Annotated in this window: 19 protein-coding genes and 1 other annotated feature; all 19 genes read left to right on the top strand. The window is 44.6% G+C overall.

All coding sequences use genetic code 11. From position 1 onward, the window contains the following. The 19 genes from ACH32G_RS18230 to tuf all read left to right on the top strand — a co-directional run bounded on the left by ACH32G_RS18230 (window position 1) and on the right by tuf (window position 19,189). Window positions 1-432 (top strand): Mini-ribonuclease 3, encoded by a 432-nt coding sequence (locus tag ACH32G_RS18230; protein WP_016935909.1) that lies wholly within the window; start codon window positions 1-3, stop codon window positions 430-432. Further along, complete coding sequence (gene rlmB / locus ACH32G_RS18225) at window positions 416-1,165, top strand: 23S rRNA (guanosine(2251)-2'-O)-methyltransferase RlmB (RefSeq protein WP_016935908.1); 750 nt, start codon at window positions 416-418, stop codon at window positions 1,163-1,165. Before ACH32G_RS18230 ends, rlmB begins: the two co-directional genes overlap by 17 nt. Window positions 1,166-1,171: 6 nt before the next feature. After that, window positions 1,172-1,684 carry a ribosome-dependent mRNA decay endonuclease Rae1/YacP gene (gene rae1, locus ACH32G_RS18220; protein WP_013350802.1) on the top strand — a complete coding sequence of 171 codons (513 nt, stop codon included), beginning with the start codon at window positions 1,172-1,174 and terminating at the stop codon, window positions 1,682-1,684. 62 nt (window positions 1,685-1,746) lie between these two features. Continuing rightward, window positions 1,747-2,403, top strand: a complete 657-nt coding sequence (gene sigH, locus ACH32G_RS18215; protein ID WP_003156415.1) for an RNA polymerase sporulation sigma factor SigH — start codon at window positions 1,747-1,749, stop codon at window positions 2,401-2,403. An 88-nt stretch (window positions 2,404-2,491) separates the two neighbouring features. Next, window positions 2,492-2,641 carry a 50S ribosomal protein L33 gene (gene rpmG / locus ACH32G_RS18210; protein ID WP_003156421.1) on the top strand — a complete coding sequence of 50 codons (150 nt, stop codon included), beginning with the start codon at window positions 2,492-2,494 and terminating at the stop codon, window positions 2,639-2,641. Window positions 2,642-2,673: 32 nt separating this feature from the next. Next, window positions 2,674-2,853: a preprotein translocase subunit SecE gene (gene secE / locus ACH32G_RS18205; RefSeq protein ID WP_003156422.1), complete on the top strand. Its 180-nt coding sequence runs from the start codon at window positions 2,674-2,676 to the stop codon at window positions 2,851-2,853. Window positions 2,854-3,017: 164 nt separating this feature from the next. Further along, entirely contained in the window at window positions 3,018-3,551 is a 534-nt protein-coding gene (nusG, locus tag ACH32G_RS18200) for a transcription termination/antitermination protein NusG (RefSeq protein ID WP_003156423.1), read from the top strand. Window positions 3,552-3,718: 167 nt separating this feature from the next. Next, on the top strand, window positions 3,719-4,144 hold the full coding sequence (rplK, locus tag ACH32G_RS18195) for a 50S ribosomal protein L11 (RefSeq protein ID WP_003156430.1): 426 nt from the start codon (window positions 3,719-3,721) through the stop codon (window positions 4,142-4,144). Between the two features lie 94 nt (window positions 4,145-4,238). Next, on the top strand, window positions 4,239-4,937 hold the full coding sequence (gene rplA, locus ACH32G_RS18190; protein WP_016935907.1) for a 50S ribosomal protein L1: 699 nt from the start codon (window positions 4,239-4,241) through the stop codon (window positions 4,935-4,937). Between the two features lie 48 nt (window positions 4,938-4,985). Beyond that, window positions 4,986-5,128, top strand: a sequence feature (ribosomal protein L10 leader region). A gap of 63 nt (window positions 5,129-5,191) precedes the next feature. Further along, a complete protein-coding gene (rplJ, locus tag ACH32G_RS18185; protein WP_003156433.1) occupies window positions 5,192-5,692 on the top strand; it encodes a 50S ribosomal protein L10 in 501 nt (166 codons plus the stop codon). A 41-nt stretch (window positions 5,693-5,733) separates the two neighbouring features. Next, on the top strand, window positions 5,734-6,105 hold the full coding sequence (rplL, locus tag ACH32G_RS18180; protein WP_003156436.1) for a 50S ribosomal protein L7/L12: 372 nt from the start codon (window positions 5,734-5,736) through the stop codon (window positions 6,103-6,105). Window positions 6,106-6,196: 91 nt separating this feature from the next. Further along, entirely contained in the window at window positions 6,197-6,802 is a 606-nt protein-coding gene (locus ACH32G_RS18175) for a class I SAM-dependent methyltransferase (RefSeq protein ID WP_095242183.1), read from the top strand. Between the two features lie 243 nt (window positions 6,803-7,045). After that, the gene (gene rpoB, locus ACH32G_RS18170; RefSeq protein WP_003156440.1) at window positions 7,046-10,627 is read left to right on the top strand and encodes a DNA-directed RNA polymerase subunit beta; all 3,582 of its coding nucleotides are present in this window, start codon (window positions 7,046-7,048) and stop codon (window positions 10,625-10,627) included. Between the two features lie 62 nt (window positions 10,628-10,689). After that, window positions 10,690-14,289, top strand: coding sequence for a DNA-directed RNA polymerase subunit beta' (gene rpoC / locus ACH32G_RS18165; protein ID WP_448814673.1), 3,600 nt, complete (start codon window positions 10,690-10,692; stop codon window positions 14,287-14,289). 168 nt (window positions 14,290-14,457) lie between these two features. Beyond that, window positions 14,458-14,706, top strand: coding sequence for a 50S ribosomal protein L7ae-like protein (locus ACH32G_RS18160; protein ID WP_448814672.1), 249 nt, complete (start codon window positions 14,458-14,460; stop codon window positions 14,704-14,706). Between the two features lie 115 nt (window positions 14,707-14,821). Continuing rightward, window positions 14,822-15,238, top strand: coding sequence for a 30S ribosomal protein S12 (gene rpsL, locus ACH32G_RS18155; RefSeq protein WP_003156445.1), 417 nt, complete (start codon window positions 14,822-14,824; stop codon window positions 15,236-15,238). A 39-nt stretch (window positions 15,239-15,277) separates the two neighbouring features. Continuing rightward, on the top strand, window positions 15,278-15,748 hold the full coding sequence (gene rpsG, locus ACH32G_RS18150; protein ID WP_003156447.1) for a 30S ribosomal protein S7: 471 nt from the start codon (window positions 15,278-15,280) through the stop codon (window positions 15,746-15,748). 52 nt (window positions 15,749-15,800) lie between these two features. Next, a complete protein-coding gene (fusA, locus tag ACH32G_RS18145) occupies window positions 15,801-17,879 on the top strand; it encodes an elongation factor G (RefSeq protein WP_016935903.1) in 2,079 nt (692 codons plus the stop codon). A gap of 119 nt (window positions 17,880-17,998) precedes the next feature. Next, window positions 17,999-19,189 carry an elongation factor Tu gene (gene tuf, locus ACH32G_RS18140; protein WP_003156451.1) on the top strand — a complete coding sequence of 397 codons (1,191 nt, stop codon included), beginning with the start codon at window positions 17,999-18,001 and terminating at the stop codon, window positions 19,187-19,189. Window positions 19,190-19,257: the final 68 nt, after the last annotated feature.

Below are 19,257 nucleotides of genomic sequence, written 5' to 3'. Positions count from 1 at the left end.
ATGCTTCAATTTGAACAAATCAAAGATTCAAAGCAGTTAAACGGTCTTGCGCTCGCTTATATGGGTGATGCCATTTTTGAAATATATGTCCGGCATCACCTGCTTAAGCAGGGCCATACGAAACCGAATGACCTTCATAAGAAGGCGAGCCGGATCGTATCGGCAAAATCACAGGCAGACATTCTGTTCCGCCTTCAGGAAGAATCCTTTTTCACGGAGGAAGAGGAAGCCGTGGTGAGAAGGGGAAGAAACGCGAAATCAGGGACGACGCCTAAAAACACAGATGTACAGACGTACCGCCATAGTACAGCTTTTGAGGCTTTGCTCGGATATCTTTTTCTTGAGAAAAGAGAAGAAAGACTGAATCAGCTGATTACAGAAGCTATACAAGTCGGGACGTCAGGGAGGAAAACAAATGAGTCAGCAACATGATTACGTCATAGGAAAAAACGCGGTAATTGAGACGTTAAAGTCGGATCGCAAACTCTATAAGTTATGGATGGCGGAAAACACAGTAAAAGGACAGGCGCAGCAAGTTATGGAGCTTGCTAAAAAGCGCGGCGTCACCATTCAATTTGTGCCGAGAAAAAAACTCGATCAGATGGTGGAGGGGCAGCATCAGGGAGTTGTCGCTCAGGTGGCGGCATATGAATATGCACAATTAGACGAATTATATAAAAGAGCGGAACAGAGAAACGAACAGCCTTTCTTTCTCATATTGGACGAGCTGGAAGACCCTCATAATCTCGGTTCCATCATGAGAACGGCTGACGCTGTCGGCGCGCACGGCATCGTGATTCCGAAACGCAGAGCGGTCGGACTGACTTCGACGGTCGCAAAAGCATCGACCGGTGCCATTGAACATATTCCCGTCGTGAAGGTGACCAATCTTGCCCGGACACTTGATGAAATGAAGGAGCGGGGCATTTGGGTCGTGGGAACGGATGCATCCGCCCGGGAAGACTACCGCTCTATGGACGGCAACATGCCTTTGGCGCTCGTTATCGGAAGCGAAGGCAAAGGAATGGGCCGTCTTGTGAAAGAGAAATGTGATTTTCTCATTAAACTTCCGATGGCCGGAAAAGTCACGTCTCTGAATGCATCGGTAGCGGCCGGCCTTCTGATGTATGAAGTCTACCGGAAACGCAATCCTTTAGGGGAATAAAGACAAATGGACATCCTATTAGTAGACGGATACAACATGATAGGAGCTTGGCCGCAGCTAAAGGATTTAAAAGCGAACAGTTTTGAAGAAGCGAGAGATGTGCTGATTCAGAAGATGGCGGAGTATCAGTCGTACACGGGAATTAAAGTCATTGTGGTGTTTGACGCACATCTGGTAAAAGGCATAGAGAAAAAACACACGAATCACAGAGTCGAAGTGATTTTCACACGGGAGAATGAAACGGCGGATGAGCGGATTGAGAAGCTTGCACAGGCGCTGAATAATATTGCGACACAGATTCATGTCGCAACCTCTGATTACACGGAGCAGTGGGCGATTTTCGGACAAGGGGCTCTACGTAAATCCGCCCGGGAGCTGCTGAGGGAAGTGGATGCGATAGAACGACGGATTCAAAGACGGGTTTCAAAGATCACTTCCGAAAAACCCCCGGGTAAAATCGAGCTGTCCGAAGAGGTTTTGAAAACGTTTGAAAAGTGGCGGCGCGGCGGCCTGGATTAGGTTGACGCTTTTTCGCCCATTAATGTATAATATTTCTATCTACGTGCGCCGGGGGGATCGCAGTGAATCTACAGAACAGCAAGGGAAAATTCAACAAAGTGCAGTTTTGCCAGTTGGAGGACGAGCAGGTCATTGAAAAGGTTCATGTTGGGGATAGTGATGCGTTAGATTACTTGATTACGAAGTACCGTAATTTTGTACGGGCGAAAGCCAGGTCTTATTTTTTAATAGGGGCCGACAGAGAAGATATTGTACAGGAAGGGATGATAGGCTTATATAAGTCTATCCGAGACTTTAGGGAGGACAAGCTTACTTCATTCAAAGCTTTTGCAGAATTATGCATTACCCGCCAGATTATTACCGCAATAAAGACAGCTACCCGTCAGAAACACATTCCTTTAAATTCTTATGTTTCTTTAGACAAGCCAATTTTTGATGAAGAATCAGACAGAACACTGCTTGATGTCATTTCAGGCGCAAAAACGTTAAACCCTGAAGAAATGATTATTAATCAGGAAGAATTCGATGATATTGAGATGAAAATGGGAGAACTGCTGAGCGATCTGGAGAGAAAGGTGCTTGTTTTGTACTTGGACGGAAGAAGTTACCAAGAAATTTCAGATGACTTAAACCGACACGTAAAATCAATTGATAATGCCCTGCAGCGCGTGAAGCGCAAGCTTGAGAAGTATTTAGAAATAAGAGAAATCAGCCTGTAGCGGGTTTCTATGTCATATTGACAGAATTTTTCTGACTGTGCTATTTTATTAAGATAAATGATGTCTATTTAGGAAAAGGTGTATCGACATGAGAAAAAAGATTACGCTGGCATGCAAAACATGCGGAAATCGTAATTATACGACAATGAAAAGCTCTGCATCAGCGGCTGAGCGGTTAGAAGTTAAGAAGTACTGCAGCACTTGCAATTCACATACAGCTCATTTAGAAACAAAATAGTGTTCGCTTTTTAAATTGTGGAGGTCTTTTACATGCGCATGATGAGTTTCTTTAAAGATGTTGGGAAAGAAATGAAAAAGGTTAGCTGGCCTAAAGGCAAAGAGTTAACGCGCTATACGATCACGGTGATTTCAACGGTTATCTTTTTTGTTATCTTTTTTGCCCTCCTTGATACAGGAATTTCTCAATTAATTCGTTTAATAGTTGAATAATGATCAGCAATACGTGCTATAATAGATCATAATATCGTTTGCCAAAACCCGTTCAGCGGGTTTTTTATTGTGTTGAAAAAAGGATTCATAGGCTCTGAGCCTATTTTTTGTTTTACACTTCATTTTTAAATGCGGGGAGGGAAGGACTGCAGAGTCCTGATAGAATGGAAAAGAATTGGTATGTTGTTCATACGTATTCCGGTTATGAAAACAAAGTAAAAGCGAACCTTGAAAAACGTGTGGAATCAATGGGAATGCAGGATAAAATTTTCCGCGTGGTCGTTCCTGAAGAAGAAGAGACTGATATTAAGAACGGCAAGAAAAAAGTAGTCAAAAAGAAAGTGTTCCCGGGTTATGTGCTTGTTGAAATCGTCATGACTGATGATTCTTGGTATGTGGTCCGCAACACGCCGGGCGTTACCGGTTTCGTCGGATCAGCCGGTTCAGGCTCAAAGCCGACTCCGCTTCTTCCTGGCGAAGCGGAAACCATTTTAAAACGGATGGGCATGGATGAACGGAAAACCGACATTGATTTTGAATTGAATGAGACAGTCAAAGTCATAGACGGGCCTTTCGCCAACTTTACAGGATCAATTGAAGAGATTGATTATGATAAGAGCAAAGTGAAGGTATTCGTTAACATGTTCGGCCGTGAAACGCCGGTTGAACTGGAATTTACCCAGATCGACAAATTGTAATGTGAAAAAACTTGAAATTGCTATATATTAATGATAATATAGCAAAGGTACGTCTTGGACTAATCCAAGGCAGCTAGCTTGATATTTCGTCATTCATATAAAGAATGAAACCTTGAGTGGGAGGGTTTACCCTATTACCACATCACGGACTTAAGGAGGTGTGTCTCGTGGCTAAAAAAGTAGTAAAAGTTGTAAAATTGCAAATTCCTGCTGGAAAAGCTAACCCAGCGCCGCCAGTTGGACCTGCACTAGGTCAAGCCGGTGTAAATATCATGGGATTCTGTAAGGAGTTTAACGCTCGTACAGCTGACCAAGCTGGTTTAATCATTCCTGTTGAAATTTCGGTTTACGAAGACCGTTCATTTACATTTATTACAAAAACTCCGCCTGCTGCAGTATTGCTTAAAAAAGCAGCTGGAATTGAGTCTGGTTCTGGTGAACCAAACCGTAATAAAGTGGCAACCGTTAAGCGCGATAAGGTTCGCGAAATCGCTGAAACGAAAATGCCTGACTTAAACGCAGCAGACGTTGAAGCGGCAATGCGCATGGTTGAAGGTACTGCCCGCAGTATGGGTATCGTTATCGAGGATTAATTTGTTTCTTGTCGGGTTGCGAGTTTTCACAAGTTCGCAACCCTTATTCGTGGGAGGTTATTCCGCTATAACCACATAAGGAGGAAATTTTAAAATGGCTAAAAAAGGTAAAAAGTACGTTGAAGCTGCGAAGCTTGTAGACCGTGCAAAGGCTTACGACGTCGCTGAAGCAGTGGCGCTTACTAAAAAAACAAACACAGCTAAATTCGACGCTACAGTTGAAGTTGCTTTTCGTTTAGGGGTTGACACTCGTAAAAACGATCAGCAAATCCGCGGAGCAGTCGTGCTTCCAAACGGAACTGGTAAAACTCAGCGCGTTCTCGTTTTCGCAAAAGGCGAAAAAGCGAAAGAAGCTGAAGCTGCTGGTGCAGATTTCGTTGGCGATACTGACTACATCAACAAAATTCAACAAGGCTGGTTCGATTTCGATGTAATCGTAGCTACACCTGACATGATGGGTGAGGTTGGTAAAATCGGTCGTGTACTTGGACCAAAAGGTTTAATGCCAAACCCTAAAACTGGTACAGTTACTTTCGAAGTTGAAAAAGCAATCGGCGAAATCAAAGCTGGTAAAGTTGAATACCGTGCTGATAAAGCTGGCAACATCCATGTTCCTATCGGTAAAGTTTCTTTCGAGGATGAAAAACTTGTTGAGAACTTCACAACAATGTACGATACAATCCTGAAAGCTAAACCTGCTGCAGCTAAAGGCGTTTACGTGAAAAACGTTGCTGTAACATCTACTATGGGACCTGGTGTCAAAGTAGACGCTTCAACTTTCAACGTAAAATAATATTTGACTTTAGATCAGCATTCTGATATGATTCAAAATGTTGTAAAATATAATATGTCATTTATACCGTAGACAGCAGGGGCCGCTGAGGCTTAATATCCTGCCGAGGTGTATATATATCACAGCTATTACGTTACGTATGCTTGTATATACAGCCTCCATGTCCACATGGAGGCTTTTTATATGAAATCGTCGTCACAGTCGTGATCACCTAGCGGTATAAGTGTTACACAAAATCTACAGGAGGTGTAACCATGAGCAGCGCAATTGATACAAAAAAAGTTGTTGTTGAAGAGATTGCTTCTAAACTGAAAGAAAGCAAATCAACGATCATCGTTGACTATCGCGGACTTAACGTTTCTGAAGTAACTGAACTCCGTAAACAGCTTCGCGAAGCTAACGTAGAGTTCAAAGTGTACAAAAACACAATGACTCGCCGTGCGGTTGAACAAGCTGAACTTGATGGTTTGAATGATGTCTTAACTGGACCGAATGCGATCGCATTCAGTACTGAAGATGTTGTCGCTCCGGCGAAAGTTCTTAACGAGTTCGCGAAAAACCACGAAGCTCTGGAAATCAAAGCGGGCGTTATCGAAGGTAAAGTATCTTCTGTTGAAGAAGTGAAAGCTCTTGCTGAACTTCCTTCACGCGATGGCTTACTTTCTATGTTGCTTAGCGTACTTCAAGCTCCAGTTCGCAACCTTGCACTTGCAGCTAAAGCAGTTGCAGATCAAAAGGAAGAACAAGGCGCTTAATCTGATTTTACCCTAAAATAAAACAAATGGAGGAATTTCAAATGGCTTTAAATATCGAAGAAATCATTGCTTCCGTTAAAGAAGCAACTGTACTTGAATTGAACGACCTAGTAAAAGCAATCGAAGAAGAATTTGGCGTAACTGCTGCTGCTCCTGTAGCTGTAGCTGGCGGAGCTGCTGCTGGCGGAGCTGCTGAAGAGCAAAGCGAATTCGACCTTATCCTTGCTGGTGCAGGTTCTCAGAAAATCAAAGTTATCAAAGTTGTTCGTGAAATCACTGGTCTTGGCTTGAAAGAAGCTAAAGAACTTGTTGACAACACTCCAAAACCACTTAAAGAAGGTATTGCGAAAGAAGAAGCTGAAGAGCTTAAAGCTAAACTTGAAGAAGTTGGCGCTTCTGTAGAAGTTAAGTAATCTTCACTTGCCTGTAGGGGAAGCTCGCTTTTATGAGGCGGGCTTTTTCTTTGCTTTTCTTTAAGCGCCATTAAAAAAGGAGGTTCTAATAATGAGTGAACACTATTATTCAGAAAAACCTTCAGTCAAAAGCGATAAACAGACATGGTCATTTACACTGCGGAACAGATCTTATACATTCACAAGTGACAGCGGCGTTTTCTCAAAAAAGGAAGTTGATTTCGGTTCGCGAGTCTTAATTGAAGCGTTTGAAGAGCCTGAGGTTGATGGTGACTTCCTGGATGCAGGCTGCGGCTACGGCCCGATCGGTCTGTCGCTCGCCGGTGAATTTACAGACCGGACCGTGCACATGATTGACGTGAATGAAAGAGCCGTAGAGCTGTCAAATGAAAATGCAGAAAAAAACGGAATAAAAAACGTTCGGATTTATCAGAGTGATTTATTTTCAAATATTGATTCTGCTCAAACATTTGCTTCTATTTTTACAAACCCCCCAATCCGCGCCGGAAAAAAAGTTGTCCATGCCATTTTTGAAAAAAGCGCTGAGCATTTAAGGGCTTCAGGTGAGTTGTGGATCGTTATACAGAAAAAACAGGGCGGGCCTTCTGCCATTGAAAAACTGAAGGAGCTTTTTGACGAAGTTTCCGTCGTTCAAAAAAAGAAAGGCTATTATATCATAAAAGCAAAAAAAGTTTGACTTGAATTTTCAGCTATGTTAATATTGTAAAATGCCAATGTATATATTTTGCATGATATGCTGAATAATCATAGTGCATGTATAAATTATACAAACATGGAAATGCTAATAAAATCGGTATTTGTTTTTGGATGTGGTTTTCTTAATTAGAAACCCTTTTTTCTTTTGTCTTGTAAAAGTATTTCTTCATCGTAAGGAATGCTTATTACACATATAATACGCATGATTTGAGGGGTGAATCAGTTGACAGGTCAACTAGTTCAGTATGGACGACACCGCCAGCGCAGAAGCTATGCTCGCATTAGCGAAGTGTTAGAATTACCAAATCTCATTGAAATTCAAACCTCTTCTTATCAGTGGTTTCTTGATGAGGGTCTTAGAGAGATGTTTCAAGACATATCACCAATTGAGGATTTCACTGGTAACCTCTCTCTTGAGTTCATTGACTACAGTTTAGGAGATCCTAAGTATCCCGTTGAAGAGTCAAAAGAACGTGATGTGACTTACTCAGCTCCGCTAAGAGTGAAGGTTCGTTTAATTAACAAAGAAACTGGAGAGGTAAAAGACCAGGATGTCTTCATGGGTGATTTCCCTATTATGACAGATACCGGTACTTTTATCATCAACGGTGCAGAACGTGTTATCGTATCTCAGCTTGTTCGGTCTCCAAGTGTATATTTCAGTGGTAAAGTAGACAAAAACGGTAAGAAAGGTTTTACCGCGACTGTCATTCCAAACCGTGGCGCATGGTTAGAATACGAAACTGATGCGAAAGATGTTGTGTATGTCCGCATTGATCGCACACGTAAGTTGCCGGTTACGGTTCTTTTGCGTGCTCTCGGCTTCGGTTCCGATCAAGAGATTCTCGATCTCATTGGTGAGAACGAATATCTCCGCAATACACTGGATAAGGACAACACTGAAAACAGTGACAAAGCGCTTCTTGAAATCTATGAGCGCCTTCGTCCGGGAGAGCCGCCTACAGTAGAAAACGCAAAAAGTTTGCTGGATTCCCGTTTCTTTGATCCTAAGCGATACGACCTTGCGAATGTAGGACGCTATAAAATTAATAAAAAGCTTCATATCAAGAACCGTCTGTTTAACCAGCGCCTTGCAGAAACACTGGTGGATCCTGAAACAGGTGAAATCCTCGCTGAAAAAGGGCAGATTCTTGACAGAAGAACACTTGATAAAGTACTGCCATACTTAGAAAATGGAATCGGCTTCAGAAAACTTTATCCTAACGGCGGCGTTGTCGAGGATGAAGTGATGCTTCAATCCATTAAAATCTATGCTCCTACTGATGCAGAAGGAGAGCAGACGATCAATGTGATCGGCAATGCTTACATTGAAGAGGCGATTAAAAACATTACGCCTGCTGATATTATTTCTTCTATCAGCTACTTCTTCAATCTCCTGCACGGAGTGGGCGACACTGACGATATCGACCATCTCGGAAACCGCCGCCTGCGTTCTGTAGGTGAGCTCCTGCAAAACCAATTCCGTATCGGTTTAAGCCGGATGGAACGTGTCGTACGTGAAAGAATGTCTATTCAAGACACAAATACAATCACGCCGCAGCAGCTGATTAACATCAGACCTGTTATTGCGTCTATTAAAGAGTTCTTCGGAAGCTCACAGCTTTCTCAATTCATGGACCAGACGAACCCGCTTGCTGAATTGACGCACAAACGCCGTCTGTCAGCTCTCGGACCGGGCGGTTTGACGCGTGAGCGTGCAGGTATGGAAGTACGTGACGTTCACTACTCTCACTATGGCCGTATGTGTCCGATCGAAACGCCTGAGGGCCCGAACATCGGTTTGATCAACTCATTGTCATCATTTGCGAAAGTAAACCGCTTTGGTTTCATTGAGACGCCATACCGCCGCGTTGATCCTGAAACAGGAAAAGTAACGCCTAGAATCGACTACTTGACTGCTGATGAAGAGGATAACTATGTCGTAGCCCAAGCGAACGCTAAGCTGAGCGATGACGGTTCATTCTTGGATGACAGCATTGTAGCCCGTTTCAGAGGGGAAAACACCGTTGTAGCCCGCAACCGCGTGGATTACATGGACGTATCTCCTAAACAGGTTGTATCTGCTGCGACAGCATGTATTCCGTTCTTGGAAAACGATGACTCGAACCGTGCCCTTATGGGAGCGAACATGCAGCGTCAGGCTGTGCCTTTGATGCAGCCGGAAGCTCCGATCGTCGGAACGGGTATGGAATACGTATCCGGTAAAGACTCCGGTGCAGCCGTTATTTGTAAACACCCTGGTATCGTTGAACGGGTGGAAGCGAAAAACGTATGGGTGCGCCGCTATGAAGAAATTGACGGCCAAAAAGTAAAAGGCAACCTGGATAAGTACAGCTTGCTGAAATTTGTCCGCTCCAACCAAGGTACGTGCTACAACCAGCGTCCGATCGTCAGTGTCGGCGATGAAGTAGTAAAAGGAGAAATCCTTGCTGACGGCCCTTCAATGGAGCTTGGTGAACTTGCTCTCGGCCGCAACGTAATGGTCGGCTTCATGACATGGGATGGCTACAACTATGAGGATGCCATCATCATGAGTGAACGCCTTGTGAAAGATGATGTATACACATCAATTCACATTGAAGAATATGAATCAGAAGCACGTGATACAAAGCTTGGACCGGAAGAGATCACCCGCGATATTCCAAACGTAGGGGAAGACGCGCTTCGCAACCTTGATGACCGCGGAATTATCCGTATCGGCGCGGAAGTCAACGACGGAGACCTTCTCGTGGGTAAAGTAACGCCTAAAGGTGTAACTGAGCTTACGGCTGAAGAACGCCTTCTGCACGCAATCTTTGGAGAAAAAGCGCGTGAAGTCCGTGATACTTCCCTCCGTGTGCCTCATGGCGGCGGCGGAATTATCCACGACGTAAAAGTCTTCAACCGTGAAGACGGAGACGAACTTCCTCCGGGAGTGAACCAGCTTGTACGCGTATATATCGTTCAGAAACGTAAGATTTCTGAAGGTGATAAAATGGCCGGACGTCACGGAAACAAAGGGGTTATCTCGAAGATTCTTCCTGAAGAAGATATGCCTTACCTTCCTGACGGCACGCCGATCGATATCATGCTTAACCCGCTGGGTGTACCATCACGTATGAATATCGGTCAGGTATTAGAACTTCACATGGGTATGGCTGCCCGCTACCTCGGCATTCACATCGCGTCACCTGTATTTGACGGCGCGCGTGAAGAAGATGTGTGGGAAACACTTGAAGAAGCAGGCATGTCAAGAGACGCTAAAACAGTCCTTTATGACGGCCGTACAGGAGAACCGTTCGACAACCGTGTATCTGTCGGAATCATGTACATGATCAAACTGGCACACATGGTTGATGATAAACTTCATGCCCGTTCTACAGGTCCTTACTCACTTGTTACGCAGCAGCCTCTCGGCGGTAAAGCCCAATTCGGCGGACAGCGTTTCGGTGAGATGGAGGTTTGGGCGCTTGAAGCTTACGGCGCAGCTTACACGCTTCAAGAAATCCTGACTGTGAAGTCCGATGACGTGGTCGGACGTGTGAAAACATATGAAGCCATCGTCAAAGGCGACAATGTTCCAGAGCCTGGTGTTCCGGAATCATTCAAAGTATTGATCAAAGAGCTTCAAAGCTTAGGTATGGACGTGAAAATCCTTTCAGGCGATGAAGAAGAAATAGAAATGAGAGATCTAGAAGACGAGGAAGATGCGAAACAAGCTGACGGCCTTGCATTATCAGGTGATGAAGCGCCGGAAGAAACAGCATCTCCAGACGTTGAACGTGACGCAGTAACGAAAGAATAGTCTGTGATTGATAAAGGCAAGTGACATCGGTTAATCCGAAGATAAAAAGGGAGGTAGGCCCCTTGCTAGATGTGAACAATTTTGAGTATATGAACATCGGTCTTGCTTCACCGGATAAAATCCGTTCATGGTCTTTTGGTGAAGTGAAAAAGCCTGAAACGATAAACTATCGTACATTGAAACCTGAAAAGGACGGCCTGTTCTGCGAACGCATTTTCGGACCGACTAAGGACTGGGAATGTCATTGCGGCAAGTACAAGCGGGTTCGTTATAAAGGCGTAGTTTGTGACCGTTGCGGAGTTGAAGTAACGCGGGCTAAAGTCCGTCGTGAGAGAATGGGGCATATTGAACTGGCTGCCCCGGTTTCTCACATTTGGTATTTCAAAGGTATTCCGAGCCGTATGGGTCTTGTATTGGATATGTCACCGCGTGCGCTGGAAGAAGTCATCTACTTTGCTTCTTACGTCGTAACTGACCCGGCCAATACACCGCTCGAAAAGAAACAGCTTTTATCCGAAAAGGAATACCGTGCGTATCTGGATAAGTACGGAAACAAATTCCAAGCCTCTATGGGTGCGGAAGCCATTAATAAACTTCTGCAGGACATCGACCTTGTCAAAGAAGTTGATATGTTAAAAGAAGAGCTGAAAACTTCTCAAGGCCAGCGCCGCACACGTGCGATCAAACGCCTTGAAGTGCTTGAAGCCTTCCGTAATTCAGGAAACAAGCCGTCTTGGATGATTCTCGACGTGCTTCCGGTTATTCCGCCTGAATTAAGACCGATGGTTCAGCTTGACGGCGGACGTTTCGCAACGTCTGACCTGAATGACCTTTACCGTCGTGTCATCAACCGTAACAACCGTTTGAAACGCCTTTTGGACCTTGGTGCGCCAAGCATCATCGTTCAGAACGAAAAACGTATGCTTCAAGAGGCTGTCGATGCTTTAATTGACAACGGCCGCCGCGGACGTCCTGTAACAGGTCCTGGTAACAGACCGTTAAAATCTCTTTCTCACATGCTGAAAGGGAAACAAGGACGTTTCCGTCAGAACCTTCTTGGTAAACGTGTAGACTACTCAGGACGTTCCGTTATCGTCGTAGGTCCGCATCTGAAAATGTATCAGTGCGGATTGCCGAAGGAAATGGCGCTTGAGCTCTTCAAGCCATTCGTTATGAAAGAGCTTGTTGAAAAAGGTCTCGCTCACAACATCAAGAGCGCAAAACGCAAAATCGAACGCGTGCAGCCAGAAGTATGGGATGTACTTGAATCTGTCATTAAGGAGCATCCGGTCTTACTGAACCGTGCCCCTACGCTTCACAGATTAGGTATCCAGGCTTTCGAACCTACGCTTGTTGAAGGACGCGCCATCCGTCTTCACCCGTTAGTATGTACAGCTTATAACGCTGACTTTGACGGTGACCAAATGGCGGTTCACGTACCTTTATCAGCTGAGGCTCAAGCTGAGGCCCGCATTCTGATGCTTGCGGCCCAAAACATCTTGAACCCTAAAGATGGTAAACCGGTTGTTACGCCGTCTCAGGATATGGTATTAGGAAACTACTACCTGACACTTGAGCGCGCCGGAGCAGTCGGCGAGGGTATGGTCTTCAAAAATACGGATGAAGCGCTTCTTGCTTATCAAAACGGTTATGTTCACCTTCATACGAGAGTAGCTGTTGCAGCGAACTCCCTGAAGAATGTGACATTTACGGATGAGCAGCGTTCAAAACTGTTAATTACAACAGTCGGTAAGTTGGTCTTCAATGAAATTCTTCCTGAGTCATTCCCTTACATGAATGAACCTACGAAGAGCAACATTGAAGAGAAAACGCCTGACCGTTTCTTCTTAGATAAAGGTGCAGACGTAAAAGCTGTGATTGCAGACCAGCCGATCAACGCACCGTTTAAAAAAGGTATTTTGGGTAAAATCATCGCGGAAATCTTTAAACGATTCCATATCACGGAAACGTCTAAGATGCTTGACCGTATGAAAAACCTCGGTTTCAGATATTCAACGAAAGCCGGTATCACGGTAGGGGTTTCTGATATCGTCGTTCTCGATGATAAGCAGGAAATCCTCGAAGAAGCACAAAGCAAAGTTGATAATGTCTTGAAACAGTTCAGACGCGGTTTAATCACCGAAGAAGAACGATATGAAAGAGTCATTTCAATTTGGAGTTCAGCGAAAGATGTTATCCAAGGCAAACTGATGAAATCATTAGACGAAGTCAACCCGATCTACATGATGAGTGACTCAGGAGCCCGTGGTAACGCATCTAACTTTACGCAGCTTGCGGGTATGCGCGGTCTGATGGCCAACCCGGCTGGACGAATCATTGAATTGCCTATCAAATCAAGTTTCCGTGAAGGTCTGACGGTATTGGAGTACTTTATCTCCACTCACGGTGCGCGTAAAGGTCTTGCCGATACCGCCCTGAAAACAGCTGACTCAGGTTACCTTACACGCCGTCTTGTTGATGTTGCGCAGGATGTTATCATTCGTGAAACAGATTGCGGAACTGACCGCGGTATTCTTGCAAAACCGCTTAAAGAAGGTACGGAAATCATCGAGCGTCTGGAAGAGCGTCTGATCGGACGTTTCGCCAGAAAACAGATCAAACATCCTGAAACGGGTGCTGTGCTCATTAACGAAAACGAATTGATCGATGAAGATAAAGCGCTGGAAATCGTTGAAGCCGGAATCGAAGAAGTGTGGATCCGTTCTGCGTTCACATGTAACACTCCTCATGGTGTATGTAAACGATGCTACGGACGAAACCTTGCAACCGGAACTGATGTTGAAGTCGGCGAAGCAGTAGGTATTATCGCTGCCCAATCTATCGGTGAGCCTGGAACACAGTTAACAATGCGTACGTTCCACACAGGCGGGGTTGCCGGAGACGATATCACACAAGGTCTTCCGCGTATCCAAGAGCTTTTCGAAGCGCGTAATCCTAAAGGTCAAGCGACGATTTCTGAGATTGACGGTACAATTGCCGAAATCAATGAAGTCCGCGACAAACAGCAGGAAATTGTTGTTCAAGGCGCTGTTGAGACACGTTCATACACAGCACCTTACAACTCACGTCTGAAAGTGGCTGAGGGTGATCAGATTACTCGCGGTCAAGTGCTGACAGAAGGTTCTATCGATCCGAAAGAACTTCTTAAAGTCACTGACCTGACAACGGTTCAAGAATATCTTCTGCACGAGGTTCAGAAGGTTTACCGTATGCAGGGGGTTGAAATCGGCGATAAACACGTAGAAGTAATGGTTCGCCAGATGCTTCGCAAAGTCCGTGTGATCGATGCCGGAGATACTGATGTTCTTCCTGGCACATTGCTTGATATTCACCAATTCACAGAAGCGAACAAAAAAGTGCTGCTTGAAGGCAACCGGCCTGCTACAGGGCGTCCTGTCCTTCTCGGTATCACGAAAGCTTCACTCGAGACAGATTCATTCTTGTCTGCCGCATCATTCCAAGAAACAACACGCGTTCTTACGGATGCTGCGATTAAAGGCAAGCGCGATGAGCTTCTCGGCCTGAAAGAAAATGTTATCATCGGTAAACTGGTTCCGGCCGGTACCGGTATGATGAATTACAGAAAAGTAAAACCTGTTTCAAACGTTCAGCCTTCGGAAGATATGGTTCCGGCTGAATAATAGAAACTGCTGCAGGAAAGGCTGTTTCGACAGCTTTTCCTCAGTATTACAATTATTCTGGCGGCGGACTGCACTAAAAAATGTCATACGATGTTGACATCCGTTCCGCGGAGTGATAATATAACCAAGGTGCTCGAAATAAAACCTGTTACTTTGGAGGATATGTTTATGTCTTATGATAAAGTATCACAGGCCAAATCAATTATTATTGGTACGAAGCAAACAGTGAAAGCTCTGAAACGAGGTTCAGTAAAGGAAGTCGTCGTGGCAAAAGACGCGGATACAGTTCTTACGGCTAGCGTTATCCAGCTTGCAAAGAACCGGGACATCGACGTCTGTATGGTAAATTCCATGAAAAAGCTCGGCAAAGCCTGCGGAATTGAAGTGGGAGCAGCAGCTGTTGCCATTATGTTATAGCGTACTTTTTGTTTTTATATAAGATTTCAATCTTGTGTAAAGACATTGTTTTTTGCCTAATGATGAACCACCTGGGTATGTGGGTTATAAAACGTAATGAAGGGAGGAACACAACATGCCTACAATTAATCAGCTAATTCGCAAGGGACGCGTGAGCAAAGTTGAAAACTCTAAGTCACCTGCACTAAACAAAGGATACAACAGCTTTAAAAAAGAGCACACTAACGTATCTTCTCCACAAAAACGCGGGGTATGTACTCGTGTGGGTACAATGACACCGAAAAAACCGAACTCAGCACTTCGTAAATATGCTCGTGTTCGTTTGACTAACGGAATCGAGGTTACTGCCTACATTCCTGGTATCGGTCACAACCTGCAAGAGCACAGCGTTGTACTGATCCGCGGCGGACGTGTAAAAGACTTACCGGGGGTACGCTACCACATCGTTCGTGGTGCGCTTGATACTGCCGGAGTTGAAAACCGTGCGCAAGGCCGTTCTAAGTACGGTACGAAACGCCCTAAAGCAAAGTAATTAAATAAATCATTAAAACTATGAAGGGAGGATATTCAGATGCCACGTAAAGGTCCTGTAGCAAAAAGAGATGTTTTACCTGATCCGCTTTACAACTCTAAGCTGGTATCCCGCCTGATCAACAAAATGATGATCGACGGTAAAAAAGGTAAATCTCAAACAATCCTATACAAGTCATTCGATATCATTAAAGAACGCACTGGCAATGATGCAATGGAGGTTTTCGAACAAGCATTGAAAAACATCATGCCTGTACTTGAAGTAAAAGCACGCCGTGTAGGTGGAGCTAACTACCAAGTGCCTGTAGAAGTTCGTCCAGAACGCCGTACAACTCTTGGTCTTCGCTGGTTGGTTAACTATGCGCGTCTTCGCGGAGAAAAAACAATGGAAGAGCGCCTGGCTAACGAAATTCTTGATGCAGCTAACAACACTGGTGCTGCCGTTAAGAAACGTGAAGACACTCACAAGATGGCAGAAGCGAACAAAGCATTTGCTCACTACCGCTGGTAGGATTCATATAATCAAAATAATAATTCCCTAATAAGGAAGGAGAAATTACCCAATGGCAAGAGAGTTCTCCTTAGAAAAAACTCGTAATATCGGGATCATGGCTCACATCGATGCCGGTAAAACGACGACTACAGAACGGATCTTGTTCTACACAGGCCGTATCCACAAAATTGGCGAAACTCACGAAGGTGCTTCGCAAATGGACTGGATGGAGCAGGAACAAGAACGCGGTATCACAATCACTTCTGCAGCAACAACTGCACAGTGGAAAGGTTACCGTGTAAACATCATCGATACACCGGGACACGTGGACTTCACAGTTGAAGTTGAACGTTCACTCCGTGTACTTGATGGTGCGGTTGCTGTACTTGATGCTCAATCAGGTGTTGAGCCTCAGACAGAAACTGTATGGCGCCAAGCAACAACTTACGGAGTGCCGCGTGTTGTATTTGTCAACAAAATGGACAAAATCGGCGCAGACTTCCTTTACTCTGTAGGAACTTTAAGAGACCGTCTTCAAGCTAACGCTCACGCAATTCAATTGCCGATCGGTGCTGAAGACAACTTCGAAGGTATCATCGACTTAGTAGAAAACGTTGCGTATTTCTACGAAGATGACCTTGGAACTCGTTCAGATGCGAAAGAAATCCCTGAAGAGTACAAAGAACAAGCTGAAGAGCTTCGCAACAGCCTGATTGAAGCTGTAGCTGAGCTTGATGAAGAGCTTATGGAAAAGTACCTTGAAGGTGAAGAAATCACTATCCCTGAACTGAAAGCTGCAATCCGTAAAGGTACACTGAATGTTGAATTCTACCCTGTACTTGTTGGTTCTGCTTTCAAAAACAAAGGTGTTCAGCTTGTACTTGATGCTGTTCTTGACTACCTTCCTGCGCCAACTGATGTTGCTGCAATCAAAGGTGTACGTCCTGATACAGATGAAGAGATCGTTCGTCATTCTTCTGATGAAGAGCCATTCTCTGCACTTGCATTTAAAGTTATGACTGACCCTTATGTCGGTAAGCTGACGTTCTTCCGCGTATATTCCGGTACACTTGATTCCGGTTCATATGTAAAGAACTCTACAAAAGGCAAGCGTGAGCGCGTAGGACGTATCCTTCAAATGCACGCTAACAGCCGTGAAGAGATCTCTACTGTTTACGCTGGAGACATCGCAGCTGCTGTAGGTCTAAAAGATACTTCTACTGGAGATACTCTTTGTGATGAGAAGGATCTTGTAATCCTTGAATCCATGGAATTCCCAGAGCCAGTTATCGACGTAGCGATTGAGCCTAAATCAAAAGCTGACCAAGATAAAATGGGTATCGCTTTAGCAAAACTTGCTGAAGAAGATCCTACATTCCGCACACAAACAAACCCTGAAACGGGTCAAACAATCATCTCTGGTATGGGTGAGCTTCACCTTGATATCATTGTTGATCGTATGAAGCGTGAGTTCAAAGTTGAAGCTAACGTTGGTGCTCCTCAAGTTGCGTACCGTGAGACATTCCGTAGCGGTGCAAAAGTTGAAGGTAAATTCGTACGTCAATCAGGCGGACGCGGTCAGTTCGGTCACGTTTGGATCGAATTTGAACCGAACGAAGAAGGCGCAGGCTTTGAATTCGAAAACGCAATCGTCGGTGGTGTTGTTCCTCGTGAATACATCCCAGCCGTACAAGCAGGTCTCGAAGACTCTCTTGAAAATGGTGTCCTAGCAGGATTCCCGCTAATCGACATCAAGGCGAAACTTTTTGATGGATCTTACCATGATGTTGACTCAAACGAAATGGCGTTTAAAGTCGCTGCTTCTATGGCATTGAAAAATGCAGTCAGCAAATGTAACCCAGTTCTTCTTGAACCAGTCATGAAAGTTGAAGTGGTTATTCCTGAAGAATACATGGGAGACATCATGGGCGATATTACTTCTCGCCGCGGACGCGTAGAAGGTATGGAAGCGCGCGGTAACGCTCAAGTTGTTCGTGCGATGGTACCTCTTGCTGAAATGTTCGGTTACGCTACTGCCCTTCGTTCTAACACGCAAGGTCGCGGTACGTTCACTATGTTCATGGATCACTACGAAGAAGTGCCGAAGAGCATTGCTGAAGAAATTATCAAAAAAAATAAAGGCGAATAATTGATTTTGCCACTTAACTCAAGTATAACTACTATTGTAAGATGAGAACGTGAAAGCTTGCTTTCACTTTCTATCACTCTATACATCACTAATTAAAAGCTCTTAAGGAGGATTTTAGAATGGCTAAAGAAAAATTCGACCGTTCCAAATCACATGCCAATATCGGTACAATTGGACACGTTGACCATGGTAAAACAACATTAACTGCTGCTATCTCAACAGTACTTCATAAGAAATCTGGTAAAGGTACAGCTATGGCGTACGATCAAATTGATGGTGCTCCAGAAGAACGTGAGCGCGGTATCACAATCTCTACTGCACACGTTGAGTACGAAACTGACACTCGTCACTATGCACACGTTGACTGCCCAGGACACGCTGACTATGTTAAAAACATGATCACTGGTGCTGCGCAAATGGACGGAGCTATCCTTGTAGTATCTGCTGCTGATGGCCCAATGCCACAAACTCGTGAGCACATCCTTCTTTCTAAAAACGTTGGTGTACCATACATCGTTGTATTCCTTAACAAATGCGACATGGTAGACGACGAAGAGCTTCTTGAGCTTGTTGAAATGGAAGTTCGCGATCTTCTTAGCGAATACGACTTCCCTGGTGACGATGTACCAGTTGTTAAAGGTTCTGCTCTTAAAGCTCTTGAAGGCGACGCTGAGTACGAAGAAAAAATTCTTGAACTTATGGCTGCAGTTGACGAGTACATCCCAACTCCAGAACGCGATACTGAAAAACCATTCATGATGCCAGTTGAGGACGTATTCTCAATCACTGGTCGTGGTACAGTTGCTACTGGCCGTGTAGAACGCGGACAAGTTAAAGTCGGTGACGAAGTTGAAATCATCGGTCTTCAAGAAGAAAACAGCAAAACAACTGTTACAGGTGTTGAAATGTTCCGTAAGCTTCTTGATTACGCTGAAGCTGGAGACAACATCGGTGCACTTCTTCGCGGTGTAGCTCGTGAAGACATCCAACGTGGGCAAGTACTTGCTAAACCAGGTACAATCACTCCACACAGCAAATTCAAAGCTGAAGTTTACGTTCTTTCTAAAGAAGAGGGTGGACGTCATACTCCATTCTTCTCTAACTACCGTCCTCAGTTCTACTTCCGTACAACTGACGTAACTGGTATCATCAATCTTCCAGAAGGCGTAGAAATGGTTATGCCTGGAGATAACACTGAAATGATCGTTGAACTTATCTCTACAATCGCTATCGAAGAAGGAACTCGTTTCTCTATTCGTGAAGGCGGACGTACAGTTGGTTCAGGCGTTGTTTCTACAATCACTGAGTAATCGACTCGTTCATACATGCGGGGTCCCTTATGGGGCCTCGTTTTTTTGTTTCCCGGCTGATTCAATGT

Source organism: Bacillus sp. CIS52 (assembly GCF_053545315.1).
Note: the sequence above shows the minus strand (reverse complement) of the source record. Positions and strands in the feature narration are given on the sequence as shown.

Excerpts from the sequence above, each read along its gene's own strand:
- ACH32G_RS18230 (WP_016935909.1), top strand. The coding sequence starts at position 1 with ATGCTTCAATTTGAACAAATCAAAGATTCAAAGCAGTTAAACGGTCTT.
- rlmB (WP_016935908.1), top strand. The coding sequence starts at position 416 with ATGAGTCAGCAACATGATTACGTCATAGGAAAAAACGCGGTAATTGAG.
- rae1 (WP_013350802.1), top strand. The coding sequence starts at position 1,172 with ATGGACATCCTATTAGTAGACGGATACAACATGATAGGAGCTTGGCCG.
- rpmG (WP_003156421.1), top strand. The coding sequence starts at position 2,492 with ATGAGAAAAAAGATTACGCTGGCATGCAAAACATGCGGAAATCGTAAT.
- secE (WP_003156422.1), top strand. The coding sequence starts at position 2,674 with ATGCGCATGATGAGTTTCTTTAAAGATGTTGGGAAAGAAATGAAAAAG.
- nusG (WP_003156423.1), top strand. The coding sequence starts at position 3,018 with ATGGAAAAGAATTGGTATGTTGTTCATACGTATTCCGGTTATGAAAAC.
- rplA (WP_016935907.1), top strand. The coding sequence starts at position 4,239 with ATGGCTAAAAAAGGTAAAAAGTACGTTGAAGCTGCGAAGCTTGTAGAC.
- rplJ (WP_003156433.1), top strand. The coding sequence starts at position 5,192 with ATGAGCAGCGCAATTGATACAAAAAAAGTTGTTGTTGAAGAGATTGCT.
- rplL (WP_003156436.1), top strand. The coding sequence starts at position 5,734 with ATGGCTTTAAATATCGAAGAAATCATTGCTTCCGTTAAAGAAGCAACT.
- ACH32G_RS18175 (WP_095242183.1), top strand. The coding sequence starts at position 6,197 with ATGAGTGAACACTATTATTCAGAAAAACCTTCAGTCAAAAGCGATAAA.
- ACH32G_RS18160 (WP_448814672.1), top strand. The coding sequence starts at position 14,458 with ATGTCTTATGATAAAGTATCACAGGCCAAATCAATTATTATTGGTACG.
- rpsL (WP_003156445.1), top strand. The coding sequence starts at position 14,822 with ATGCCTACAATTAATCAGCTAATTCGCAAGGGACGCGTGAGCAAAGTT.
- rpsG (WP_003156447.1), top strand. The coding sequence starts at position 15,278 with ATGCCACGTAAAGGTCCTGTAGCAAAAAGAGATGTTTTACCTGATCCG.
- fusA (WP_016935903.1), top strand. The coding sequence starts at position 15,801 with ATGGCAAGAGAGTTCTCCTTAGAAAAAACTCGTAATATCGGGATCATG.
- tuf (WP_003156451.1), top strand. The coding sequence starts at position 17,999 with ATGGCTAAAGAAAAATTCGACCGTTCCAAATCACATGCCAATATCGGT.